The organism is Arthrobacter sp. LAPM80 (genome assembly GCF_046736435.1).
Taxonomy (GTDB): Bacteria; Actinomycetota; Actinomycetes; order Actinomycetales; family Micrococcaceae; genus Specibacter.
Genome location: NZ_JBCHVD010000010.1, coordinates 100447 through 122346 on the forward strand (window position 1 = coordinate 100447; position 21900 = coordinate 122346).

The 21900-nt window shown below is 61.0% G+C and carries 19 protein-coding genes and 1 pseudogene; 9 read left to right on the top strand and 11 right to left on the bottom strand.

Annotated features, from left to right (window positions below; all coding sequences use genetic code 11):
* Window positions 1-5: 5 nt before the first annotated feature.
* From AAGW05_RS12020 to AAGW05_RS12035, 4 genes and pseudogenes are all read right to left on the bottom strand, one after another.
* Complete coding sequence (locus AAGW05_RS12020; protein WP_411804762.1) at window positions 6-1277, bottom strand: arginine deiminase; 1272 nt, start codon at window positions 1275-1277, stop codon at window positions 6-8.
* Between the two features lie 54 nt (window positions 1278-1331).
* Window positions 1332-2723 (bottom strand): amino acid permease, encoded by a 1392-nt coding sequence (locus AAGW05_RS12025; protein WP_411804763.1) that lies wholly within the window; start codon window positions 2721-2723, stop codon window positions 1332-1334.
* A 550-nt stretch (window positions 2724-3273) separates the two neighbouring features.
* Window positions 3274-4688, bottom strand: a pseudogene (locus AAGW05_RS12030) (IS1380 family transposase).
* 280 nt (window positions 4689-4968) lie between these two features.
* On the bottom strand, window positions 4969-6363 hold the full coding sequence (locus tag AAGW05_RS12035; RefSeq protein WP_411804764.1) for an IS1380 family transposase: 1395 nt from the start codon (window positions 6361-6363) through the stop codon (window positions 4969-4971).
* A 935-nt stretch (window positions 6364-7298) separates the two neighbouring features.
* Here AAGW05_RS12035 and AAGW05_RS12040 point away from each other — a divergent pair.
* From AAGW05_RS12040 to AAGW05_RS12050, 3 genes are all read left to right on the top strand, one after another.
* Window positions 7299-8078: an HIRAN domain-containing protein gene (locus tag AAGW05_RS12040; protein ID WP_411804765.1), complete on the top strand. Its 780-nt coding sequence runs from the start codon at window positions 7299-7301 to the stop codon at window positions 8076-8078.
* A gap of 222 nt (window positions 8079-8300) precedes the next feature.
* Window positions 8301-8501, top strand: coding sequence for a hypothetical protein (locus AAGW05_RS12045; RefSeq protein WP_104092141.1), 201 nt, complete (start codon window positions 8301-8303; stop codon window positions 8499-8501).
* Window positions 8498-8866 carry a type II toxin-antitoxin system death-on-curing family toxin gene (locus tag AAGW05_RS12050; protein ID WP_411804766.1) on the top strand — a complete coding sequence of 123 codons (369 nt, stop codon included), beginning with the start codon at window positions 8498-8500 and terminating at the stop codon, window positions 8864-8866. The genes AAGW05_RS12045 and AAGW05_RS12050 overlap by 4 nt, the downstream gene beginning before the upstream one ends.
* Window positions 8867-9600: 734 nt before the next feature.
* Here the strand turns inward: AAGW05_RS12050 and AAGW05_RS12055 are convergent.
* Window positions 9601-10149 carry a DUF6036 family nucleotidyltransferase gene (locus AAGW05_RS12055; protein ID WP_411804767.1) on the bottom strand — a complete coding sequence of 183 codons (549 nt, stop codon included), beginning with the start codon at window positions 10147-10149 and terminating at the stop codon, window positions 9601-9603.
* Window positions 10146-10766 (bottom strand): helix-turn-helix domain-containing protein, encoded by a 621-nt coding sequence (locus AAGW05_RS12060; protein ID WP_411804768.1) that lies wholly within the window; start codon window positions 10764-10766, stop codon window positions 10146-10148. The genes AAGW05_RS12055 and AAGW05_RS12060 overlap by 4 nt, the downstream gene beginning before the upstream one ends.
* Window positions 10767-12182: 1416 nt before the next feature.
* On the opposite strand from AAGW05_RS12060, the gene AAGW05_RS12065 reads away from it, so the two are divergent.
* The 6 genes from AAGW05_RS12065 to AAGW05_RS12090 all read left to right on the top strand — a co-directional run bounded on the left by AAGW05_RS12065 (window position 12183) and on the right by AAGW05_RS12090 (window position 17423).
* The gene (locus AAGW05_RS12065; protein ID WP_411804770.1) at window positions 12183-12851 is read left to right on the top strand and encodes a response regulator transcription factor; all 669 of its coding nucleotides are present in this window, start codon (window positions 12183-12185) and stop codon (window positions 12849-12851) included.
* 47 nt (window positions 12852-12898) lie between these two features.
* Entirely contained in the window at window positions 12899-14086 is a 1188-nt protein-coding gene (locus tag AAGW05_RS12070; RefSeq protein WP_411804771.1) for a sensor histidine kinase, read from the top strand.
* A 389-nt stretch (window positions 14087-14475) separates the two neighbouring features.
* Window positions 14476-15384, top strand: coding sequence for an FAD:protein FMN transferase (locus tag AAGW05_RS12075; RefSeq protein ID WP_411804772.1), 909 nt, complete (start codon window positions 14476-14478; stop codon window positions 15382-15384).
* A complete protein-coding gene (locus tag AAGW05_RS12080) occupies window positions 15377-15934 on the top strand; it encodes a ferric reductase-like transmembrane domain-containing protein (protein ID WP_411804773.1) in 558 nt (185 codons plus the stop codon). Before AAGW05_RS12075 ends, AAGW05_RS12080 begins: the two co-directional genes overlap by 8 nt.
* Window positions 15931-17184, top strand: a complete 1254-nt coding sequence (locus tag AAGW05_RS12085) for an NADH-ubiquinone oxidoreductase-F iron-sulfur binding region domain-containing protein (protein ID WP_411804774.1) — start codon at window positions 15931-15933, stop codon at window positions 17182-17184. The genes AAGW05_RS12080 and AAGW05_RS12085 overlap by 4 nt, the downstream gene beginning before the upstream one ends.
* Window positions 17181-17423, top strand: coding sequence for a ferredoxin (locus AAGW05_RS12090; protein WP_411804775.1), 243 nt, complete (start codon window positions 17181-17183; stop codon window positions 17421-17423). Before AAGW05_RS12085 ends, AAGW05_RS12090 begins: the two co-directional genes overlap by 4 nt.
* Window positions 17424-17456: 33 nt before the next feature.
* Here the strand turns inward: AAGW05_RS12090 and AAGW05_RS12095 are convergent, their stop codons facing one another.
* From AAGW05_RS12095 to AAGW05_RS12115, 5 genes are read right to left on the bottom strand one after another with little or no spacing between them, the layout of a single operon-like run.
* On the bottom strand, window positions 17457-18389 hold the full coding sequence (locus tag AAGW05_RS12095) for a hypothetical protein (protein ID WP_411804776.1): 933 nt from the start codon (window positions 18387-18389) through the stop codon (window positions 17457-17459).
* A 17-nt stretch (window positions 18390-18406) separates the two neighbouring features.
* Window positions 18407-19108: a cytochrome b N-terminal domain-containing protein gene (locus tag AAGW05_RS12100; RefSeq protein ID WP_411804777.1), complete on the bottom strand. Its 702-nt coding sequence runs from the start codon at window positions 19106-19108 to the stop codon at window positions 18407-18409.
* On the bottom strand, window positions 19105-19272 hold the full coding sequence (locus AAGW05_RS12105; protein WP_411804778.1) for a hypothetical protein: 168 nt from the start codon (window positions 19270-19272) through the stop codon (window positions 19105-19107). Before AAGW05_RS12105 ends, AAGW05_RS12100 begins: the two co-directional genes overlap by 4 nt.
* Window positions 19265-19720 carry a universal stress protein gene (locus AAGW05_RS12110; RefSeq protein WP_411804779.1) on the bottom strand — a complete coding sequence of 152 codons (456 nt, stop codon included), beginning with the start codon at window positions 19718-19720 and terminating at the stop codon, window positions 19265-19267. Before AAGW05_RS12110 ends, AAGW05_RS12105 begins: the two co-directional genes overlap by 8 nt.
* Complete coding sequence (locus AAGW05_RS12115; protein WP_411804781.1) at window positions 19717-21717, bottom strand: phosphoketolase; 2001 nt, start codon at window positions 21715-21717, stop codon at window positions 19717-19719. The genes AAGW05_RS12110 and AAGW05_RS12115 overlap by 4 nt, the downstream gene beginning before the upstream one ends.
* Window positions 21718-21900: the final 183 nt, after the last annotated feature.

Sequence of the window (21900 nt, forward strand, 5' to 3'; positions counted from 1 at the left end):
TCTCCTTATTCGGCGGGGTCGCGCTGGATCGGGCAGGACATACAGCGCGAACCGCCACGGCCGCGCCCGAGCTCGCTGCCGGCCACGGTGATAACCTCTATCCCGTTCTTGCGTAGCAGGGTGTTGGTCGTGACATTGCGGTCGTAGCCGATGACGACGCCGGGCTCGAGGGTGAGGTAGTTGTTGGCATCATCCCACTGCTCCCGTTCGGCGGCCCGGCTGTCCTCGTCGGCCGTCAACACGCGCAGTTCTGGACGGCCGAGCGATTCGCCGATGAGTTTAAACAGCCCGCGTTCCGGGCCCACCAGCAGCGGCTCTCCACTGGGGTCGTCCGGGGCCGTGATCTTCCACGCGCGAAGCGATGACTTCCGCACGTTGGGATACAACACGAAGGTATCGACGTCGATCATGGTCATGAGCGTGTCCAAGTGCATCATGGCGTGGGACTTGGGCAGTTTGATCGCAATAACCGATGTCGCCTGGCCCGCGGCGAACAACTGCTGGGCCAGCAGTTCCACTGCCATCGGGCTGGTTCGTTCGCCCATGCCGATCAGGACCGTACCGTGGCCAAGGACGTGAATGTCACCGCCCTCAATGGTGGAACGAGTCCGACTTTCATCCACGTTGTACTGATGAATCGCGCTGCTGGCGAACAGCGGGTGGTAGGCGTAGATCGCGCGGACATGGTCTGTCTCCCGAACTCGCGCCGGCTTGGCCATGACGTTGACATTGACCCCGCCATAGATCCAGGCAGAACTGTCCCGAGGGAACAACGAATTTGGCACGGGCGGAACCAAAAAACCGTCGGTGCTCAAGGCCTGCGCATACAGGCTCGGCGAGGACGTGCCCGGGATGTCTTCCGGCAAGATACCGCCTATGAGTAGTTCGGCGAGCCGGTCAGAGGATTGGCCGGCCAGAAAGCTCCGAAGGTGTGGGGCAAAGGAAGGACCAAACGAGTCCGGTGTGCAGAGTCGCTCCAGCACGAACTCCCGAGCCTCGCCCAACTCCATGGTTTGCGCCAGGAGATCGCCGAAGTGGTGCACTTCGATCCCACGCGACACCATGGCATCCGCGAAGCCGTCGTGCTCCGACCTGGCCCTTGCCGGCCACAACACATCATCGAAGAGCAGATCCTCTCGATTCTGCGGTGTCAGGCGGCTCAGTTCAGTTCCGGGACGGTGAATGATCACCTGGCGGAGTTTGCCAACCTCGGAATGGACACCCAAGGTCAGCGATTTGGCCGCTTCGGTGACGGGCTCAATGGTGGGAATTGCCATGCGAAGGCTCCAATTTGAGGGGTAAGAGTTTTGCTGTGTTAGAAGCGTTTTGCTTTAGGCCGGCTGGGTTGCCTCGGCGCTTCCGTCCGCTATCGTCGCCGGTGTCTTGTCGTCGTGCTTTGTCGATGCCCGCAGCCAGATGTACAGGGGCACTCCGAGCAGGAAGCAGAAGACGCCGTAGTAGCAGGCCTGGGCGCCGCTGCCGGCGAGGGCCCAGAACGTGAAGGCCAGTGCGACGCCCGCAATGGTGACATCTTTGGTGAAGTGTCCCCAGGACGTTTCGCGGCGGTGGGTGATGAGCCAGAACAGCTGTGCACCGGCGGAGAACATGTACGGAATGACGGCAGTAAAGACGGTGAGCAGCAGCACCGTGGTGAACACGTTGGAGAAGTTTGTGTAGGCGAGCACGGTCAGCGCGGTGGCAAGGATGGTGGAGGCGAGGATGCCAAAGATGGGCAGTCCGCGCCGTTCGCTGGCAAAAATGTGCGGGAACATGCCTTCCTTGGCGGCAGCATACGGCATTTCTCCAACAATGAAGGTCCAACCCACGAGGCAGCCGAGACCGGAAATGATAGCGGCGGCGGCAATCAACTGGCCGCCGAGGGTGCCGCCGAAGATGGCGTTGGCCGCATCACTGAATGGGGCGGTCGAGATGCGAAGAGCCTTGTTGCTGACCGTGCCAAAGACGACGAGCGTGCCGAGCACATAGATGACTGCACAGACGATAGTGCCCCAGACGGTGGCGCGGCGAACGTTCTTCTCCGGGTTGCGAACGCGCCCCGCCGCCACGGACGCGGTCTCAATGCCCAGGTAAGCGAAGAGAACAATGGCGCCTGCCCCGGCGATGGCGCTCCATGCGCTGGTGCCGGAGGCGTTGAATGTGCCAAAATTCGCGCCCTTGAGGAAGAACAGGCCAACGATGGCGATAAATACGAGCGGCACGATCTTCAGGACCGTGAAGATGGCCTGGGCCGCGCCCAGGGTTCTGATGCCAACCACGTTGATGAGGACCGGGATCCATAGGCCCGCAGTGGCGATGACGATGGACCACCAGATGTTGTGGCCCTTGTTGACAAAGACCTCGACATATCCGGTGAGGGCGACGACGATCGCGGCGTTCCCGGCCCAGGCGGTCACCCAGTACGACCAGCCTGTGAGGAAACCGGCGAAATCGCCAAAGGCGTCACGCGCGTAGAGGTACGGGCCGCCCGAGCCGGGAATGCGTTGCGCCAACCAGCCAAACACGATGGCAAGTGCCAACGCACCAATGGTCACGAGAACGAAAGCAACCAGGCTGATGGGGCCAAACATGGCCAGGGCCGAAGGGATGCCGAAAACGCCGGTACCGATGACGGAGCCAATCACCAAGGCGGAAGCGGCAGGAAGGCCCAGCCGGCCGGGGGCAACGGACTTCTTGCGCGGGTTGGTGTCAGTGGGCTTGTACATGTACCGATCATCCGGCTTGAATCGTGGGCGCAGAAGGGCCATTGGTCCTGTATCGCTTCGCTTTCATCGTCTCAAACGGCCGGTGGATTGGGGTCCCTTGGCCGTAGGCGAGGGAAAGAAAGGTTCCTAGAATTATGACTACTAAGGCCATGCTCAGACGACAAGAAAGGGTGGTCGACCATGTGGGGCCAAAAGGAAGACACCAATCAGCCGGCAACTATTGCGATAATCCAGAGCGAGACAACGCATCCCATTTGGTGCAACCACTGTGAAACTGATGAGGACATCGTCATGGGCGGGGTCTGCCACCGCCATTGGTGCCCGCCCGGCTATGTAGAAGTCACCTACTTCTGCTCCCAGTGCAACGCGGTGTACAGGCACCTGGTCACCGACTTAGCCTTGTTCCACCGAGCCGCTTCTGATTGCTGATTGATTTCGGTGGTCGGGGGCGGTTTCTTTTTTGGGCAGGCCAAAGTGGTCGGCCTTGCTGCCGGTGGTGTTCCACGCTTTGGGGTTTCTGGTTGCGCCTTGTTGGCTGGGTTGACGGGTTTTATGTGGCTTGTGGCGGTGCGTGGGTGGCGGTGAAGAGGTTCTCCCACTCGCTCTGCCACAGCCAGTTCTCTGGGAGGCGGAGTCGTATACGTCGGGCACTGCTGACGATGCGGGAAGGAACATGAATGAGCTTGCGCCGGATCGTACCCGTCCTGGCCTTGGCGAACAGGCCCTCGGCCAGGATCCCAGCAGCCCTGGTGAGGTTGTACGCCACCACAGCAGCGACGAGCCAGGCAGAGTTCGCAGTGAATTTTCCCGAGGGCAGGTGGGCCAGGGCACTGTCTTTCAGGTCCGCGTTGACTTGTTCAATAATGGCGTGCTTGCGGTGAATCTTATCGGCAGCAACCGCTCCCAACGTCTCTACCGGGACGGTGGTGAAGAACGCGTGGAAGCGGTGCGTGTCAAATAACGACGTCTGGCCCTGGATGGCTTTGGGGTTCAGTTCTGGGATGCGGCGCACGACCAGGCGGCCCGTGACTCGTTCGGCCTTCGTCCGTGAGGAGAACGCGGTGAACGGGACCTCGGTCACCTCAGCGTTGGAGACCCAGGTTTGGGTGTTTTCGTCATAGACCGCGTTCGTGTACCGGATCGCCTCCCACGCATCAGCGTCGATCGTGGCGGTAGCCTTTTTCACGGCCGGATCCATCCGCAGCGTGATGGATACCTGGGCACCGCCGTCCAGGGCTGCGCTGACCGCCGGGTACCCGTAATACGCTGAATCACAGCGCATCAACACGTTTTCCGACGCGCCAGTGGTGTTGGTGCGTTTGAGGGTAGCCAAGGCATCGGCTTCGAACCGGTTGGCACCTCGGGCTGAGTTCGCCGCGCCCTTGCGCAGGCGCTGGCCGATGATGACCGGGGCAGTATCTGCCCTGGAAGCAGTCGCCAGCAACGCGTTCAGGCCACGAACCCCGGAGTACCCATAGTCCGAGCCTTGTTTCTGGTAGCCGTGGACTTCCACGATTGTGTCGTCAACGTCCAGGAACACAAACCCACCACCATCCTCACTGCCCGTAGCTGTGCCGAGCAGGGGCACTGCCTGGTTGAGGTTGGTCAGGAAACGGGAGGCAACAGCGTCGAGTTGACGCACATGCCCAAACTTAAAGGAGCGCAGGAACGAGCCCAAAGTTGAAGGTGCGTACGCGCCGGCGAAGACCTTCTTCATGCCACCGTGACGCAACAGGGCCATGTCATCGATACTGTCAGCACCAGCGATCATCCCAGCGCCCAGAGCAGAGACCTTCAATCCGGCATTCGCTCCTTTGTCCGTGGGCACGGACAACCACTCATCAGCCAAAGACTGCAGGCCCGCGTTCTGGGCCAAACGCATCACCGGCACCAGCCCGGCCGGGGACACGAGATTGGGCTCGTCGAAGGAAACTGAACGGCGGCCGAGGTATGGGAAACTAACACTTGCGAGATGCTCCTCTTTTTCGTGGAACTGGACTCTAGACAAGCCCCATTTTCCCCTAAAAGACGGGCATTTCGTGCTTAAAACGCCGAGGAACAACCCAAAACAATCGGTGGATTCAGGCTTAGCCTGTATCCACCGAGCCGGCTTGGTGATCTGCTGATTCCCGTTTTTGATGATTTTGTGTTTTCGGGCAGGACCTGGTGGCCGGCCTCGCTGCCGGTGCTGTTCCACATTTTGTTTTCCTTGGGTTGCACCGGGGACAGGCTGGGTGGATGGGTGTTATGCCGCTTGTGGTGGGGTGTGGGTGGCGGTGAAGAGGTTTTCCCAGGCTTCCTGCCAAGGCCAGGCTTCAGGCAGGTGCAGCGTAATTCTTCGGGCACTGGAGGCGATCCGCGCCGGGACGTTGATCAACTTGGTGCGGATCGTGCCGGTCCGGGCTTTGCTGAAGGTGCCGGCGGCAAGGGCCCCGGCGGTACGGGTGAGGTTGTAGGCCATGACCGCAGCGACCAGCCAGGTCGAATTAGCAGCGAAGTTTCCCGAGGGTAGGTGGGCCAGGGCAGAGTCCTTCAGGTCAGCGTTGACCTGCTCGGTCCGGGCATGTTTGCGGTGGGCTTGGTCTGCAGCGACCGTACCCAGGGATGTCGCTGGCACGGTGGTGAAGAAGGCGTGGAAGCGGTGTGTGTCAAAAAGTGTCGGCTGGCCTGCCGGGGCCTTCGGGTTCAGTTCCGGGATCCGGCGCACCACCAGGCGCCCGGTGATCTGCTCGGCCTTCTTCCGGGACGAGAACGCGGTGAACGGGATCTCAGCGACTTCCGCGGCCGACACCCATGCCTGGGCTTCCTCGTCGTAGACCGCGTTCGTGTACTTGATCGGCGTCCAGGTATCCGCCGGGATGGTGGTGATGGCGCTTTGGACGGCCTTGTTCATCGGAACCGTGACCGTGACATCGGCGCCACCGACCAGGGCCGCACTGACGGCGGGGTGGCCGTAGTAGGCGGAATCAAAACGGCACAGCACCGGCCCCTCCACCCCGGTGCGTTTGAGCGTGCCCAGGGATTCGGTGACGAACTTCCTTGCGCCGCGGGCGGAGTTCGCCGCCCCCTTCCGCAGGCGCTGGCCAATGATGACTGGTGCGGTGTCCTCGCGGGAGGCGGTGGCCAGCAGTGCGTTCAACCCGCGGACCCCGGAATACCCGTACCCTGAGCCCTGCTTCTGGTAGCCGTGGACTTCAACAATGGTGTCATCGACGTCCACGAAGATGAAGTCTTCCCCGGACGAGGCCCCGAGCAAGGGTGCCGTCCGTGCCAAGTTCACCAGAAGTCGGGAGGCGACCGCGTCGATCTGGCGCACATGTCCGAAGGTGAAGGACCGCAGGAACGAGCCCAGCGTTGACGGGGCGTAAGCGCCCTTGAAGACTTTTTTCATCCCACCGTGGCGCAGCACCGCCATGTCATCAATGCTGTCGGCCCCGGCGACCATGCCTGCCACCAGCGCCAATACCTTCAATCCCGCATTTGCCCCCTTATCCGTAGGGATCTTTATCCACTCATCGGCCAAGGCATGCAGTCCCGCGTCCTCGGCCAGGCGCATCACCGGCACCAAGCCCGTGGGCGACACCAGGTTCTGCTCGTCGAAGGAAACTGACACGGCCGCCGGCGTGTGGGAAACTAGCATCTACGAGATGTCCTTCATTTTCAGGAAAATTGAGCTGTGGTAAGTCCAATTATCCTTGAAAAGACGGGCATTTCGTGTTTAAAACACCGTGCAACCCGCCAAATCGGTGGATTCAGGCTTAGACACCAAAGCCTTCTTTGCAGCAGCACCGGGTGTCAGGGTGGGATTCTTCCCCGAGAGCTGGAGACACATTCATGAATGGCTATATTGTTGACGATCGATGTACCGGAAAGCCGGTCTTGTCACCGGCGAGGGATCCTGCATTGGCTGTGCCACAGCCCTCCGGCTACTGCGGGAGGGACTCACGTCATCGCTACTAATATCAAGGCGTCATTGAAGTCGGAGTTCGCCGGGGAGACGGCTCGCCACTTTATACAGGTCAAACAGCCACCCGGTGCCACCCCAAAGGCCGCGTTCCCCAGCCATCTCTTGGTTGGTGAGTGACGACGCTGTCAAAGCCTCGGGCTTGATCAGCACCAGTGACGGGGGCGGGCAGCGATCTGAGGGTGGCTTTTGCCACTCAACATCGCAAAGAGGACCACACACCATGAAAGTCACCGTTGCAGGGGGTAGTCAGCCAGATCCTGGGGCCACTATCGAATTTCTCCCACGAACTACTCATGACCGCCCGGCATCGACAGGTGCCCGACGGTGTAGAGAACCTGTCGAGACACACCTTCAAGCATCATGAGGAGGGGTCTGCTCAAGGTTTGATTGACACTTTCACCTGTCAACTAGATCTTGGGCAGAACCTTCTCACTAAGGCCCTTGCTTCAGGCATCCTTGGTAGAGTCGTGCTCACAGCAGAGGAAAGCCGCGCAGGACAAAAATAGGGGGACCCCGTGAGGCTTGGTGCTTGGCTTCGTGAAGCATTTGGCGTAAAGCCCGCCCCTCCGCAGGTGGCTCGCGCCGGCACTGAGTCCGAGCAGCCGAGTATGGTGCTCAGCGTTTCCCTGCAGTCTCACCCGTGCCTGGAAGTCGCAGGGACAACTACGTTCGCCAAGGACGCCGTCACTGCACTTGCAAACCGCAAGGCGCTGCGTGAGCGGGGCTACTACGAAAGCGAGGCCCAGCTGCAGCGGGAGCCGGACAATCCTGTCGATCCGCATGCCGTGGCCATCTTTGTGGATGGTGAAAAGATCGGCTGTCTGCCCTCCTACGCCGCTAAAGACTTGGCATTGCCAGCCGGTGCCAGCGAACCGGTGCGCTATCAGCTGCACGTGTTGCGCGAAAAGAAGCTGTTGGCAAAGGCATACGTCTGGCTGGGCCACGGCGAGCCGGAATGGCAATTCACAGCGCAGAATCCGCCAGCGCTGACGTCCACGGAGAGAATAAACAGCTCCCACTCGGAAAAGACAGCAATGGTGCGCGAAGCGCTGCAGGGCCGTGGTGAACGGGCACAACAATTCAGGCGTGGCATGGTGGACGGTGTCCACTACCTTGAACTTGTTGAGCCGATAAAGCAGCTGAAACGCGAAGGTCGGCTCGAAGAAGCCCTCAACCTTTGCTACAAGGCAATCGAGGCCGCCGAAGAAGATGCGGGAGGTCGCGAGTCTGCACCTTGGTACACGGAGCAGGCCGCCATCGTCCACCGGAAGCTCGGCCAAAGACCTGACGAGATCGCAGTGCTGAAGAGATGGCTGGCACGCTGCCCCAAGGCTCATCGCGCGGGCAGCCGCATTGGTGAACGGCTTGCGAATCTCGAGGCGAAATGAAGTCCGTCGAGGAGTGAACTGTTCCGGAAATGATGCCGCCGCCTATTTTGACGAACGTGGGTATGTTGGCCTCTCGTTAAAGTTCGGCGCGTGGCGATGTGGTGGAGAATGTAGATCTCGACGTCTGGGTGCTCCTGTGGCGAGCGGGACCACCCGAATCGGGTCGGATCTTCTGGATTGATGGACAGAGCTAGTACCGGATTGGTACCATGAGGTATGGCTATGAATCTGCGAGTACCCGAAGAGCTGGATCGAGAGCTGGAGAAGCTTGCTCTTGAGGAACATACCTCAAAGTCCGCGCTGCTGCTTCAGGGCGCCGAGATGGTGCTACAACGTCACCGGCGTCGTCGTGAGATCGCTGCGAGCATTGAGTTCGTCAAGAGCCATGATGCCGAGCTGTTGACCCGCCTCGCTGATGCATGACGCAGTATCTCGATATTGAGGATGCTCTCCAAGTCGTCGACGGCTATGGCTTTCATATCCGGGACATCGGCCTGTTTGCCTCCGCCCTCGCCCGTCCGGGAACCACCGTGCTGGGAACGGAAGCATATCCGGACCTTGCCTTGAAGGCAGCGGCGTTGCTGGATTCGGTGGCCAGGTTTCACCCGCTGCTGGACGGAAACAAGCGCACTGCCTGGACACTGATGGTGTCATTTCTTTGGATCAACGGATTCAAGCACAACTTCGGGACAAATGAGGCGTTTGATCTTGCCCTGGGAGTGGCCGCTGGAAATATTGGATTGGAACTATCGGCCGCGGTGATCGTGTCCCATATTGTTCCTCGCTAACCGATGGCAAGGACGGTAGGCTCTAGTCGGAGTCGGCGGGCGTACCTAGCCAGGATTCATGAAAATGGGCCTGTTCCCGCCGGGAACACTTTTCCTTCTGGACCGGTCCGGACTGCGTCGTACTGGGCCGAACTTCCGCAGTAACTCGCTACTTCCCAGTGTTTGCAAGGGGTAAAAGCCGGTTCGAGTCCCACCTTGGGCACGCTAAACCCCCTGTTTACAGGGGGTTTTCGTGTTTAAGTGGCTTTTAAAAGGGTGAGAACTCCTGATAAGCCAGATGGTGTCTAAGCCGCTGGATTGCCAGGAGTTCGCGTATGCCATCTCCTCACTATGCCGTGTTCATCGACGAATTTACTGCCACTGATACGGCCGCCAGTGATCTAGGGCAGGCTTTGGCGGCATTGCGCAGCTTGCCGGATCCTTGAAAGAAACGCGGGGTGCGGCACCCTTTCGCGCACTTGCTAGTCGTCATGGTGTGCTCCGTACTGGCCGGGTCGCCATCGCTGGTGGAAATGACTGTATGGGCTACCGCCACAGGGCTCCGGTCATAGCGATTTAATGGGTTTGAGGTGGGTCTACCTTCGCCCTACGTGGGCTCACTTTCAATGACCTAGCGAATCGCCGTATGCGGGCCCCCATGTACGGTGGTGTGCGAGGCGGGACGGGAAACCCGTCCCCCCTACTCGATTTCTGTATTGTTGCGTGGCCCTGGTCGTGCGCGGCAGTTGGTTAGTCTAGGGCTCGAGGCTTGTTGCAGCGTCGAATGCGTCATCGACGACGATGAGGTAGTTTTCTCGACTGGCGGCGAGTGGGATGGAGTGATCGCCATACTTGTTGAAGGCGACGTCGACGGCGTCGATGGCGTTGGTGATGTTGAGTTTTCGTAGGAGGCGCGCGATGTCGAGGGTGTCTTTGTCTCGTTCGGCGGCGATCTTCATTGCTAGAAGTGTTTCGCTGTCTGCTGCCTGGATGGTTAGTCCGTCGAGTTCTTCGAGGGTGATCCAGCTGGCGTTGTCGGGGATGAATGCTGATGCATTGGAGTTGAGCCAATCACTGGCCAGGTCGTAGTCCGTGGCCATCTCAGCCACGATCGAGTTGACCGACGCTGTCTCGGCGTAACTGGCGTCGATGTCCGCAGTGGGACGGTTGCCTATGCCTTGCAGTACGAGCGCGGCTCCGCCTACGAGTTTGATGTCACTATGAATACCGCGAGTGGCCAGCCTGTTGCCGAGTTCACGGAGGAGGGCCAGGATTTGGTCACAGGTGAGTTCGCCGGCGCTCATGCTGTTGCCAGGCTGCGTTCGCGGATGAAGACGTTCATAGCGGCAAGCTCGCGAGGTGTTTCAGACTGTGTTAGTCGCCTCATGGGTTCGCGGACTCTCCTGTAGGACTCGGCTGGCATCCAGGCCTCTTTGAGGGGCCGGATGCGTCTGGTCCAAGCCGGGGCGGTTTGGTCGAGACGGTGTGCGGTGTAGTTGGTGATTCCCGCCAGTGCTGCCGACCATTGTGGGTCATTGAGTTGTGGGTTGCGCTGGAGGAGCGGTCGGCCTGCCTTCATTGATGCGGTGGCGTAGTCGGCGAGCATTTTGATAGCGAATTCAAAGTCCTTCTTGGCCAGGAGATCTGTGAAGGTGGCTCCGTAGTCACGCCGGTCGGGGTCGTAGTCGCTGCCGCGGGGCATGGAGGTTGCGGGGGACAAGGAGAGCCCGAGTGCTGCCAGGACAGCCAAGGTCTTGCCGAGTTCGGCACGCTCGTGTCCGGCTTCGAGGTCGATGAGGAATTTCCGTGAGACCCCTGCCGTGTCGGCCAGGGCTTGTTGTGTCAAGCTGTGATTCATGCGCTGGGCGCGGATCAGCGCTCCCGCGGCGGCGGGTGTGTCGATGTTGTTCCCAAGTGTCATGATGCTGTCCCTTCCGAAACCATTGTGTCACCGAACGGTGACACTCGCATCTCAAGGACCCGGCGCGGCCGAGAGTGGCGGGGAAACGGGGTGTGTTGACTGTGTCAACACATTTGCTGTGTGACTGGTTAGGATCGAGTCGTACTGGGCCGGTTTGGGCCTGTGGTTGCGGTGTTCCCTTTGTTTGTAAGGGCAATAGTGTTTGTAAGGGCAATAGTCTGGTTCGAATCCCACCTTGGGCACATATGTTCGAATAATGACCCTCTGAAAACAGGGGGTCATTATTCGTTTCATGGTCCGCACAAGCGTTTACTTCATGGCCTCAGGTGCATCAATCTTGCCAAATGTAGGAAGTTGTTCGTGGTTGCTGGAGTTGACTCCCGAAAAGGCTGGGGGAGTGACGTCAAACGCACTTATGGGTGAACTGTCCGTCCTTCCCCTCTGGCCAAAGCTCTGGCGAGGTGTTGACGGCTTCGCAGTCGAATGACCCGCAATGACGGGACACGGGTAGAACAAGTCGTTCCGACGCGTCCTGAAGTGGCTCTCGGCCTTTGACTGATTCCCCGGAGAGGATCGGCAGTCGTTCTATTGACTTCAATGTGAACCGCCCTGGGAACTACCCCGTCAACAAAACGGCATGATTCATGGGATGGTTCACGAGTTGAAAGAGTCGCAACCACTGCACGGAACATCCACTATCTATCCTGCCAGCGGGTACCAGACCTGCCAAGGACAATTAGAGATCGAGGCTTACTTTTGGCTGCAATTGCGCCCGCTCCGTTGTGATCCACCGCTGACCAAGGCAGGAAAGGCGACGACGGCGAGGTGCATGACGACCAGGATTAGAACGGCCTCAGGCGCGTCTCCACTGGACGGGATATGGGCGTCCGGGCCAGGCTACCCGTGGTCACTTCTACCGTAAGCCAGTCAAGCAGGCGCCTGGGTCGTAACGAAAACAAGGTGACAACGGGCCACGCGAGGGAGGCCATCGCCACCCCTGGCACCGTCAGCTTCCCAGTGTCCAGGCAACGCAAGTGTTCATGGCCCGGAGTTACCTGGAACATGGAGATACCGGTCGCCACAATGGCCGTGCAGGCTGCCAATGAGCCGATGATTGACACAACATCGGCCGTGATGAACCTGCCGGCCGCAGTCCGCCGCCAGCCACGCGCGAAGTCGACCGTGAAGTGGGCGCCGGTCCTGTGGGTCACGGAGGCCATACTGCTAAATCGACACCTGGCTACTTGGCTCATCTGGCATGCAGCGACTCCTTGGGCTGGGGACGGCGGACCAGCAGTGGTACACCCTACGGGAGCTGGATGCAGTCCCTGCCGCAATGTTTTGCGTGCATTCCTAGTGGTTTTTTGGGCTCCGGGCCCAACTGCAGCATGGTTTACGGCGCCTATACTTCACTTCATGGGTGATGAACGTTCTGTGCTGGTGGTTGAGGATGATGCGGCGTTGGCGTCGTTGCTCCGGGAGTTGCTCGAGGGCGAGGGATACACAGTGGTGACTGCCCATGATGGCCAGCGTGCGCTGCATGAAGGGCTGAGCCGGCCATTCGACGTCATCGTGATGGACAGAGGTCTGCCTGCCATTGAGGGATTGGACGTACTCGAGCGCCTGCGCCGCAAAGGTGTCACTACCCCCGCACTCGTCCTCTCGGCGCTGAGCAATCCGGCCGACCGAGTCGAGGGCTTGGACAGGGGTGCCGAAGACTACCTGGGTAAGCCGTTCGACATCGACGAACTGCTGGCAAGGATCCGGTCCCTCCTGCGCCGACATGCCGACACTTCCGCCACGGTGCGGATTCCAGGCGGGACTCTTGATGTCGGCACCCGGACGGTGTTGCTCGACGTCGATGGCCGGGTGGTCCTGTCCGAACGGGAATGTGAATTTTTGGAGCACCTCGCGCGCCGTCCGCAGCAGGTCTTCACCAGGGCTGGCCTGCTTGAGTCGGTCTTTTCCGATGCCGACGACGGCGGCGTGGTGGATACGTACGTGCACTACTTACGCAAGAAATTGGGCAGGTCGTGTGTGCTGACGGTGCGGGGTTTGGGTTACGTCCTGGGACCGCTAGCGTGAACACGAGGGATGCGAAAGAACTCCGGCGTGCCGTTGTTCGGCTGTCTATGCAATTTACGGCGCTCATCGCTGTCCTGTTGGCCTTGATGGGTGCTTTGCTGTACTCAATCGTTGCCGCCAGTACCGCGGAAGCCATGAACAAGAGCTTGATCAACGCGACACAGGTTGATTCTCCACGAGACGTACCGGCTGGAGTCTATGTGGCGATATCCGAGGAGGGCCGCCTGAGCGCCTCGCCGGTGATGCCGCAGGGGCTCCCTGACACGGCCGCGATGAGCCGTGTGGCGGCCTCGCACTCGGATGAACAAGTGGATCTCTTAGTCAACGGGCGAACTTACCAGGTACTGACAACATTTCGCGGTGACAGGGTGATCCAAGCTGCCATGGACACCCACGAGGGCCGCGAGGCGCTGAACCGGATCGTGTTGGCCATGGTCGTCGCCGTCGCGGCTGCGGCTCTATTGGCGGCCGGATCGTCGGTGTGGATGGCCAGGCGTGCTATGCGTCCCTTGGCTGAAAGCCTGTCATTGCAGCGGCGTTTTGTGGCCGACGCCAGCCACGAACTTCGGACGCCGTTGACATTGCTTAGCACTCGCGCACAACTGCTGCGCCGAAAGTTGACCGGACCCGGGCTTTCGCCGGAGTGGGTTTCCACTGAGGTTGCTCGCATCGTCGATGACTCAAAGATGCTCACGGGAATTCTGGATGACTTGCTGATTTCCGCCGATCCACGGGGAGCCGTGGACCACACCGCAGTCGAACTTCTGGGCGTTGCCAGCAGTGCTGTCGCCTTGGCTGCACCGCAGGCACTGAAGCAATCCATCCGGTTGGAATCGGTCGTGGGTGAGGTCCCCATCACAGTGCAGGGTTCTCCGGTGGCACTGCTGCGGGTGTTCACCTCTTTGATTTCCAACGCCCTGGACCATGCCGAAACAGCCGTGCGAGTCGATGTCGGCCTTCTCGCTGGCGAGGCGCGCATTCTCGTCACCGACGACGGGCCCGGCTTTGCGCCGGGAACTGAGAGCCGGGTCTTTGAAAGGTTTTCCTCTGCACGCGCAGAAAGCCGCGACACCGATGGCACGCGCCACTACGGGCTTGGACTGGCACTGGTGGCGGAGATCGTGGCCTTGCACAACGGCAAAATCATGGTTGAACCGGCGTCACCGCACGCGGGTGCTGCCGTGGTGGTTGTGCTGCCTCTGTTACGGCATCGAAAAACCGATGCTCAGCCTTGACTAAGAAAGGACACAGAATCAGTGGGGATGATGGAGACAGGAAAGGTCACCACTAAGCGGATTGGAACAGGTCATGGCGACACGAAGCAGCGGTAGGAAAGTAGCGGCGGGCATCACCACGTTTGTGGCCCTTGGCAGTTTTTCGGTCGCGGGTATCGCAGCCGTGGCCGTGGACCTTACCACCACGAGCCACGCTGCCACTTCCACCTCGAGTTCCGGGCAAGACGACGGTACCTCACAGGAGCAGGGCGGCGACAATGGTTACTCCAATGGCACCTCCGGGGGGAGCTCGGTCCAGCAAGGTAACGGCGGGACCACTAGCGTCCGATCGTCAGGATCCTAAGATGGAGGCCGCGACTTCTTGGACCGTTTGGGGACTCACTGCGTCCGTGACCGTCACCGACGCCTCGAGAATGACGGACGCGCAACGCATTGTTCAAGACGTGGTCTCCGACGTCGATGACGCCTGTAGCCGCTTCCGCACGGACTCAGAGTTGATACTCAAGCACGCGGAACTTGCCGTGGGCGCACCGGTCAGCCGGATGTTGGCCTTGCTGGTGGAAAGCGCCCTTGACGCGGCCAGGTGGACCGATGGCGACGTCGATCCTACCCTCGGTAAGGACATGGACGCCTTGGGATACGACCGTGACATTTCACAGCTAAAGCTGGAGCTGGCCGGGACGGCCGTGACGGAATTTCAATCGCGCGGGAGGAAACCCGGCTGGCAGAGGATACGACTCGAGGGGCAAACCTTGGTTGTGCCGGAGGACATTCGACTCGACCTAGGTGCGACTGCCAAGGCCGTCGCCGCGGACAAGGCAGCCGAAAAGGTGGCCACCGAATTGGGCTGTGGAGTCCTCGTCTCGCTGGGAGGGGACATCGCAACCGCCGGCAGCGGCCCTGACGGCGGTTGGCAGGTTCTTGTCCAGGATCTTTCGAAGGATCCGTGGCAACAAGTCACCTTGCAGGCTGGGCATGCCATGGCGACCTCCAGCACGCAGAAGCGCCGCTGGACCCACGCCGGCAGGGACGTCCACCACATTTTGGATCCTCGTTTTGGTCTTCCCGCGGAGCCCGTCTGGAGATCGGTTACCGTTGCGGCGCCCTCGTGCCTGTTGGCCAATGCGTTCACCACCGCCGGAGTCGTCCGTGGTTTTGGTGCCGTGGAATGGTTCCAGCAACGAGGCATTGCCGGGCGCTTTGTCGATGGCCAGGGACGTGTAGTCGCCACAGGAAGTTGGCCAAGGGACCACCACCAGGGAACGGTCTCCATGGCGGGAGGGCAGCACCATGGATAACGCCATGTGGGCCTTTGGCCGGGCGAGCGGATTCGTTTCTCTGGCCTTGTTTACCCTGACAGTCCTCTTGGGCATCGTGACACGCTCCGGCCGGCCCCTGCCAGGAATTCCGCGCTTTTCTCTCACCTTGCTCCACCGCAACCTTTCCCTGCTTGCCACAGTTTTCCTGGCGCTTCATGTGGGGTCGTTGATGCTGGATTCCTTCGCCAAGCTCACCGTGACCGATGTGGTGGTTCCTTTTCTCGGGGCCTTCAAGCCGTTCTGGCAGGGACTTGGAACGGTGGCCTTTGACCTGGTGCTCGCACTCGTGGCTACGGGTCTGTTGCGCCACCGCATTGGCCAGCGGAGCTTTCGCGCAGTTCACTGGTTTAGTTATTTGATGTGGCCGATCGCTCTGGCTCATGCCGTCGGCAACGGCACCGATGGAACCAGCAAGTGGTTCCTGTTGTTCGCCGCAACATCTGTAGTCGTTGTTGTCGGAGCCGTGGCATGGCGCCTGTCGGTGAACTTTCTTGAAACTGCCAAAGCCCGGCAAGGAGGACTTTCATGAATGCACTGGAGACAACAATGCCCGCTGCCGAGGAGTCCTGGGGCACCGAGGGGAACCTCCAGCTGTTTGCTGCTGGGGCCAATGCGGACCTGGCCAGCCATGAGTTGACCTTTGGCGCCCTGTCCCTTGACCGTGTTGACGCAAACTTCATCTCTGTCCTGGAGCAGTCGGGCCTGACGGGGCGTGGAGGGGCCGCCTTTTCCTCGTGGCGCAAGCTGGCGGCGACGGGCCAGGGCCATGGTCCGGCCTTACTGGCCGCCAGGCCCGTGGTGGTCGCCAACGGAGCCGAAGGTGAGCCACTTAGCTTCAAGGACAAGACCCTACTGATCCACGCGCCCCACCTGGTGATTGACGGCCTGCTGATTGCCGGAGCGGCAGTGTCAGCATCGCAGGTGTACCTCTACACGACACCGGCGGCCAAGAAGTCGGTGGAATTGGCCGTCGCGGAGCGCCGCGACACCCGCAAGGTCAAGGTGGTGGAAGCTCCGGAGACCTTCATCGCAGGTGAGGCAAGCGCCGTCGTCAACTCCATCACCAACGGGATTGCACTTCCACTGGACAAGCGTCGCCGCCTGAGCGAATCGGGAGTCAAAGGCCGGCCCACCCTCGTGTTGAATGTGGAGACCTTGGCCCATGTGGCCCTCATCGCCCGCCATGGGGCCGGCTGGTTCCGCACGGCCGGATCAGACCGGGACCCCGGAACGCGGCTCGTATCCGTTTCGGGCCATGGCGCGGAGCAAGTACTCGAAGTGGAAGGCGATGCAAGCCTATTCGGCATCCTGGCGAGCTCTGGCGTCGACCTTTCAGAAGTTGGGGCAGTGCTGGTTGGCGGCTATCACGGGCAGTGGGTCCGGCCGTTGGGCTACCGCCTCTCACCGTCAGGGCCGGGGAACCATGTGGTCCGCCCGGGAGCCGGGGTGCTCCATGTGCTCGCAGCCTCGGAATGTGGTTTGGCGGCCACAGCCGGGATCCTGAACTACTTGGCGGGGGAGTCTGCCAAGCAGTGCGGCCCGTGCATGTTCGGCCTGCCCGCGATGGCCAGGGTTATGAACGCGATCGCGTACGGTGACCCGGATCCGCGCCTGGTGCAGGAATTGGAGCGGCTGGGAAATCTGGTGGGCGGCCGGGGTGCCTGCCACCATCCGGACGGCACCGCCCGGCTGGTGGCCAGCGCCCTAGAGACATTTTCCGACGACGTCGGGGCCCACCTGGTGGGCACCTGCACAAGAAAGTCCGGGAGGACGGCATGAGCGAGACACTGCACATCGACTGGACCAAATGCGACGGGCGGGGACTGTGCACCGAACTGTTGCCAGGATTGCTGTCCCGTGATGACTGGGGATATCCCTTGGCCAGGGCAGCCCGAAACGGGGGCCGCACCAACGTGGCGATGGGCGCCCGGGACGCCGAGGCGGCCCGTGATGCTGTCAAACTGTGCCCGAAATTGGCGCTCAGCCTGACGGTGCAGCCCGCCGGCACAAGGCGCTAAATGATACCGCTTGCCCGGGTCGGGGCGCCTAGATCACCGTTGGCGATAGTAGTCCCGCCAGATCAGCTTGTGGACAGGAATCTTGCGTGGCAGGTCCCTCAGCCCTGGAATCAAGGGCAGCAGCGTTAGCAGGAGCGACAGCACCAGCATGGTGGACACCACGAGGATATCGGCATTGGCGGAGGACTTAAAGGGCTGGATCTGGTAGAGCAGCGAGAACAGCCACAGCCAGGACTGGCCAGGGGTGTCGCCCGTCTCGTTCATGACGCCCCACTGGTCTCCGGTCAGGTGAGCGTTGGCGGCAAGTCCCTGAAAGTAGCTGCCATCGCCGATGAACAAGATGGAGGGCGTGTAGTCCAAGTTGTAGGGCAGGCCCGCGCTTTGCAGCACGCCGTCCAGGTTTCCGCCGGCGGCCATGGCCAGCAGAGAGCCCGTCAAGGCCGGCACCGGACCGTAGGCGCCGGCAGCGACCTGGGCTGGATCTCCGTCGGGTGCGGCTGTGAGCGCAGCGGTGTACGCGGCGGTCCACTTTGCCTGGTCGACGGGGGCGGCCGCCGACCACTGGGCAAGAGCTGGCGGCGGGACGGGCAGGGTCTTGAGCGGATTGATGACGAAGTCGTTGGCCGTGTCAATCGGCAGGCGTACACCGGAGAGGCTTTGCAGGTCGATGAACCCGAGGTGCTGGGTGGCATCTGGCGTTGCATTATAGGGCGGCCCATAGCCGGCGGTATCGCTGGTGCCGCCCAATTCAGCTGTGGCCGTGGCGACAAAGTCCGACGGCGCCTCAGCCGCCCATGATTTCAGGCTCACCCCGGGATCGTCCGGGGAGCTGAAGATCGCCGCGAGGCCCACCACCAACAGCCCGACAACGACGAGGCCAATCGTGAGCTCCTTGAAAAGATCATAGTCGCGGACACGACCGCGCCAAGGCCGCCCGGCAACGTTCTCGCGCTTCCGCCACGACATGGGGGAAATGTTCCTTCTCATGGCAATTGCGCCTCCGCATCGTTTTGGCCAGTTGTTGATTCGCGCAACTGGGCATCGGTCTCGGCCGCATCCAACGGCGGGACCACGCCGTGGGTGCGAACCAGCAGCACGTGGAGTACGACGACGGCACCGACGGCAAGCGGCAGGAGCATGATGTGCCACATGAAGACCTGTCCCAGGTTGGCCACGTTGAACCATGCCCCGACGCCTGCGGAGTTCAGAGCATCCTTGGCTTCGAATGAGATCCATTGGGAGTCAAAGTTCGTTTGCAACAGGTACCCCGTGAACGCGGTGACGATGGAGACCAGGAAGGCCAGCATGCCGGTGATCCAGGTCAGCAGCCGGCCGCCACGCCACGCGGCCATCCAAAACTTGATCCACAAGTGCACCACCATGAACATGAAGAACAGTTCGACGCTCCACAGGTGCACGCTGTTGGTGAAGTGGCCCAGGGCGGACACGTGGTACCACTGTGGTCCGTTCAGGCTCAAGACCACGCCGGAAGCGATGATGAAAACCAGCCCGGCCACAGCGCCCATGCCAAAGACATAGGCCCACGACGCCACGTAACTGGGTTGGTCCTCGGGAAGCAATTTATCCGGTGGAAGGCGCTTCAGGAACCAACGGCGGGACTTTCCTGTCCACGTATAGGCGCCGGTTCCTTCCGCCTCCTGATCGGAAGCCTGGTTAGTATTCATTTCCGACTCTTTCCGCCCGGAAACGGAAGGACCAAGGCCAGGCCGAAGAGGATGATCATCACGATGATCACGACAAGGTTTCCGGACTGGATGGTCACATCCCCCCAGCCAAAATAGGTCCCTGGGGTGATGGGTGCGGCCGCGGCTGCCACCAGTTCATACATGGTTTTCTCCTAACATTGGGGCGTGGACGATGAGCACGGGGCAATGGGCGCGGGATGCGCAGGCGGAACTGACCGAACCCATCAGCAGGCCGGTGAATCCGCCAAATCCACGCCGGCCCAGAACCAACAGTGGTGTCTCCTTGCTGGCCTCGATCAGGCTCTGCCGGGGAGGCCCCTGTTTTAGTCGGGCGGTCAGGTTTTCGGGCCAGTCCATGCCAAATGCGGCCTCAATCGCTGTGTCCAGGATCCCCTGAGCCGCCCCCTTGAAGTCAAAGGTGCCAACGGAGTAGGGAACCTGGTAAAAAGTGGGAATGCTCCAGCACAGCAGGGCCTGGACGGGTGCGCCCAGCCGGATGGACAGGCCGGCAGCTTCCCGCAGCGCCGCAATGGAGGGTTCGGATCCATCGACCCCCACAACAATGGCTCTCGGATCCTGTTTGCTTGTCATGATGCATTCCTTGTGTTCTTTGGCGGCGTCCAGACCCAGTCGTGAATCTCCGGCAGATCCTCAAGATGCTCCCGGATGTAACTTTCGTGCTTCTTGAGCATCGCGTGGCAATGGCCCGTCAGTTCCTGTGCCACGTCAAAGTTGCCGCTGGCCCGGGGCAGGGCCGCCAAGGCCAGGTGGTATTGGCCCATTCGGTTCAGGACCACCATGTCGAATGGTGTGGTTGTGGTGCCTTGTTCGCTGTCGCCCCTGACATGGAAGCGGCCCGGGTTCCGGCGGCCGTGCAGGAGTTGTTGGATGGCTCGGGCGTAGCCGCGCAACCTCAAACCGGGGACATGGCGTTGCAGCAGCCATGCCACGGCGAGGGCTTCTTCCGTGGGAACATCGCCGGCGCAGGCCCCTACCACCAAGTTCACATGGTCCTTGCTCAGCAAAACATGCTCGGCTATGGCCAGAAGGATACCGGAATCCGGTGGCAGGTAGACGTGGATGACCGATCCGGACAAGGATAGGACTGTGTCAATCAGGCCGGGTCCCTGGTGGCTGAAACCGTTGTGATGATTGCGCCAACAGGTCAATGTGAGCAGGATGTTCAGGCTGGGAACGGGGTTGCGCCAAGGAAGTTCCCGGGCGTGCTGCAGCCATTTTGCGTGTTGTAGGGTCATGGAGGCACTCACCATGGCAAACGCCTCGTAGGTGGCAAAAAGCCCGTGACGGCCCGTGAGGACATAACCTTCCAGCCAGCCGTGGCAGAGGTGCTCCGAGAGGACCCCCATGACCTGCCCATCAGGGGAGAGGTGGTCATCGCCGTGGTGCGCCGGCTCCATAAGGCACCTGTCGGTGACCTCGAAGACGGCGCCCAGGCGGTTGCTGTTGGTTTCGTCCGGGCAGAACAAACGAAATCTCGAAGCTTCGGCGGTGTCCGAGTAAATATCCCTGAGCATTTCGCCCAGGGGCCATGTGGACTCATGCATGAGCGACCCGGGGGTGCCAATGTCCCAGGCGTAGTCCTCCAAGGGCAGGATGGGCAGTGGTGCCACTTCGGGGCCACCGTGGGCCAAATGCGCCGGGTTTTCCCGAACCCCGGCCAGCGGAAGCAGATGGGCACGGAACGTTCCCTCCTCGGGAACACCATCCACAATTGCCGGCCCGGTCCCGCCCTTGGGCGTGCGCAGAATGATGGCTGGCCAGTGGGACTGGCCCGTGGATCCGTGGTTCCGGGCATCGTCCTGGATCTGCAGAATCCGTGCATACGCGCGATCCAGTGCCATGGCTTGCTCATCGGATTGGCGTCCCAGGACCGTGGGCCCGGAGATCTTGTAGCCGTTGAGGCACAAGATGGGCAGGATGGCCCCGTCCCGGCACGGGTTGAGGAACGCCGAGGCCTTCCAGGCGCCCGCCAAGGGAGCCGTTTCCGCTTCGCCGTCGCCCACAGCACAGGCCACGAATGGCTCGGGGTTGTCCATCGCGGCCCCCGTTGCGTGGGTCAATGAATAGCACAATTCCCCTCCTTCATGGATGGAACCGGGAGTCGCCGGGCCCACATGGCTTGGAATGCCTCCTGGGGTGGAGAGCTGCCTGATCACGTGCCGGAGCTGCTCCAAATCCTGGCTGACCTGGGGATAGATTTCGGAGTAGGACCCTTCGGGGTACAGATTGGCAACGACGGGGCGACCGCCATGGCCGGGGCCCGCTAGGCCAAGCATCTTGGCCCCGGTATTGCGAATCAGCCGGTTGAGGTGGACGTAAATCAATGAAAGCCCCGGGCTCGTACCCCAGTGTCCGAGCACCCGAGGTTGGATGTCCTCCGCCGCCAATGGTCGGCGCAGCAGGGCATTGTCCTGAAGGCAGATTTGCGCCGCAGTCAGGTAGTTGGCGGCATTGAAGTACCGGTGCAGGAGGGAGAATTCTACCGGCCATCCGTCTTGACGGGACCCTCGTGGGGTTTGGCGGTTGATTTGAGCAAGGTCGCTGTTCAAGGCAGGCTCCGTGTCCATTTAGTTGATTTTGAGCCGGGGCGACCTTCGTTCCGACGCAGGCAAACAATGTCCGTTACTCTCAGCGTGGCACGCAAGGATCCATAGTGTTAGGGCCCTTGGACCCTGTCCAGGTACGCCATCGGCACTGAAAGATGGAGGGGAACGCGCAGCGGGGCTGAACTGCTCGAAGTGCACGCGAAT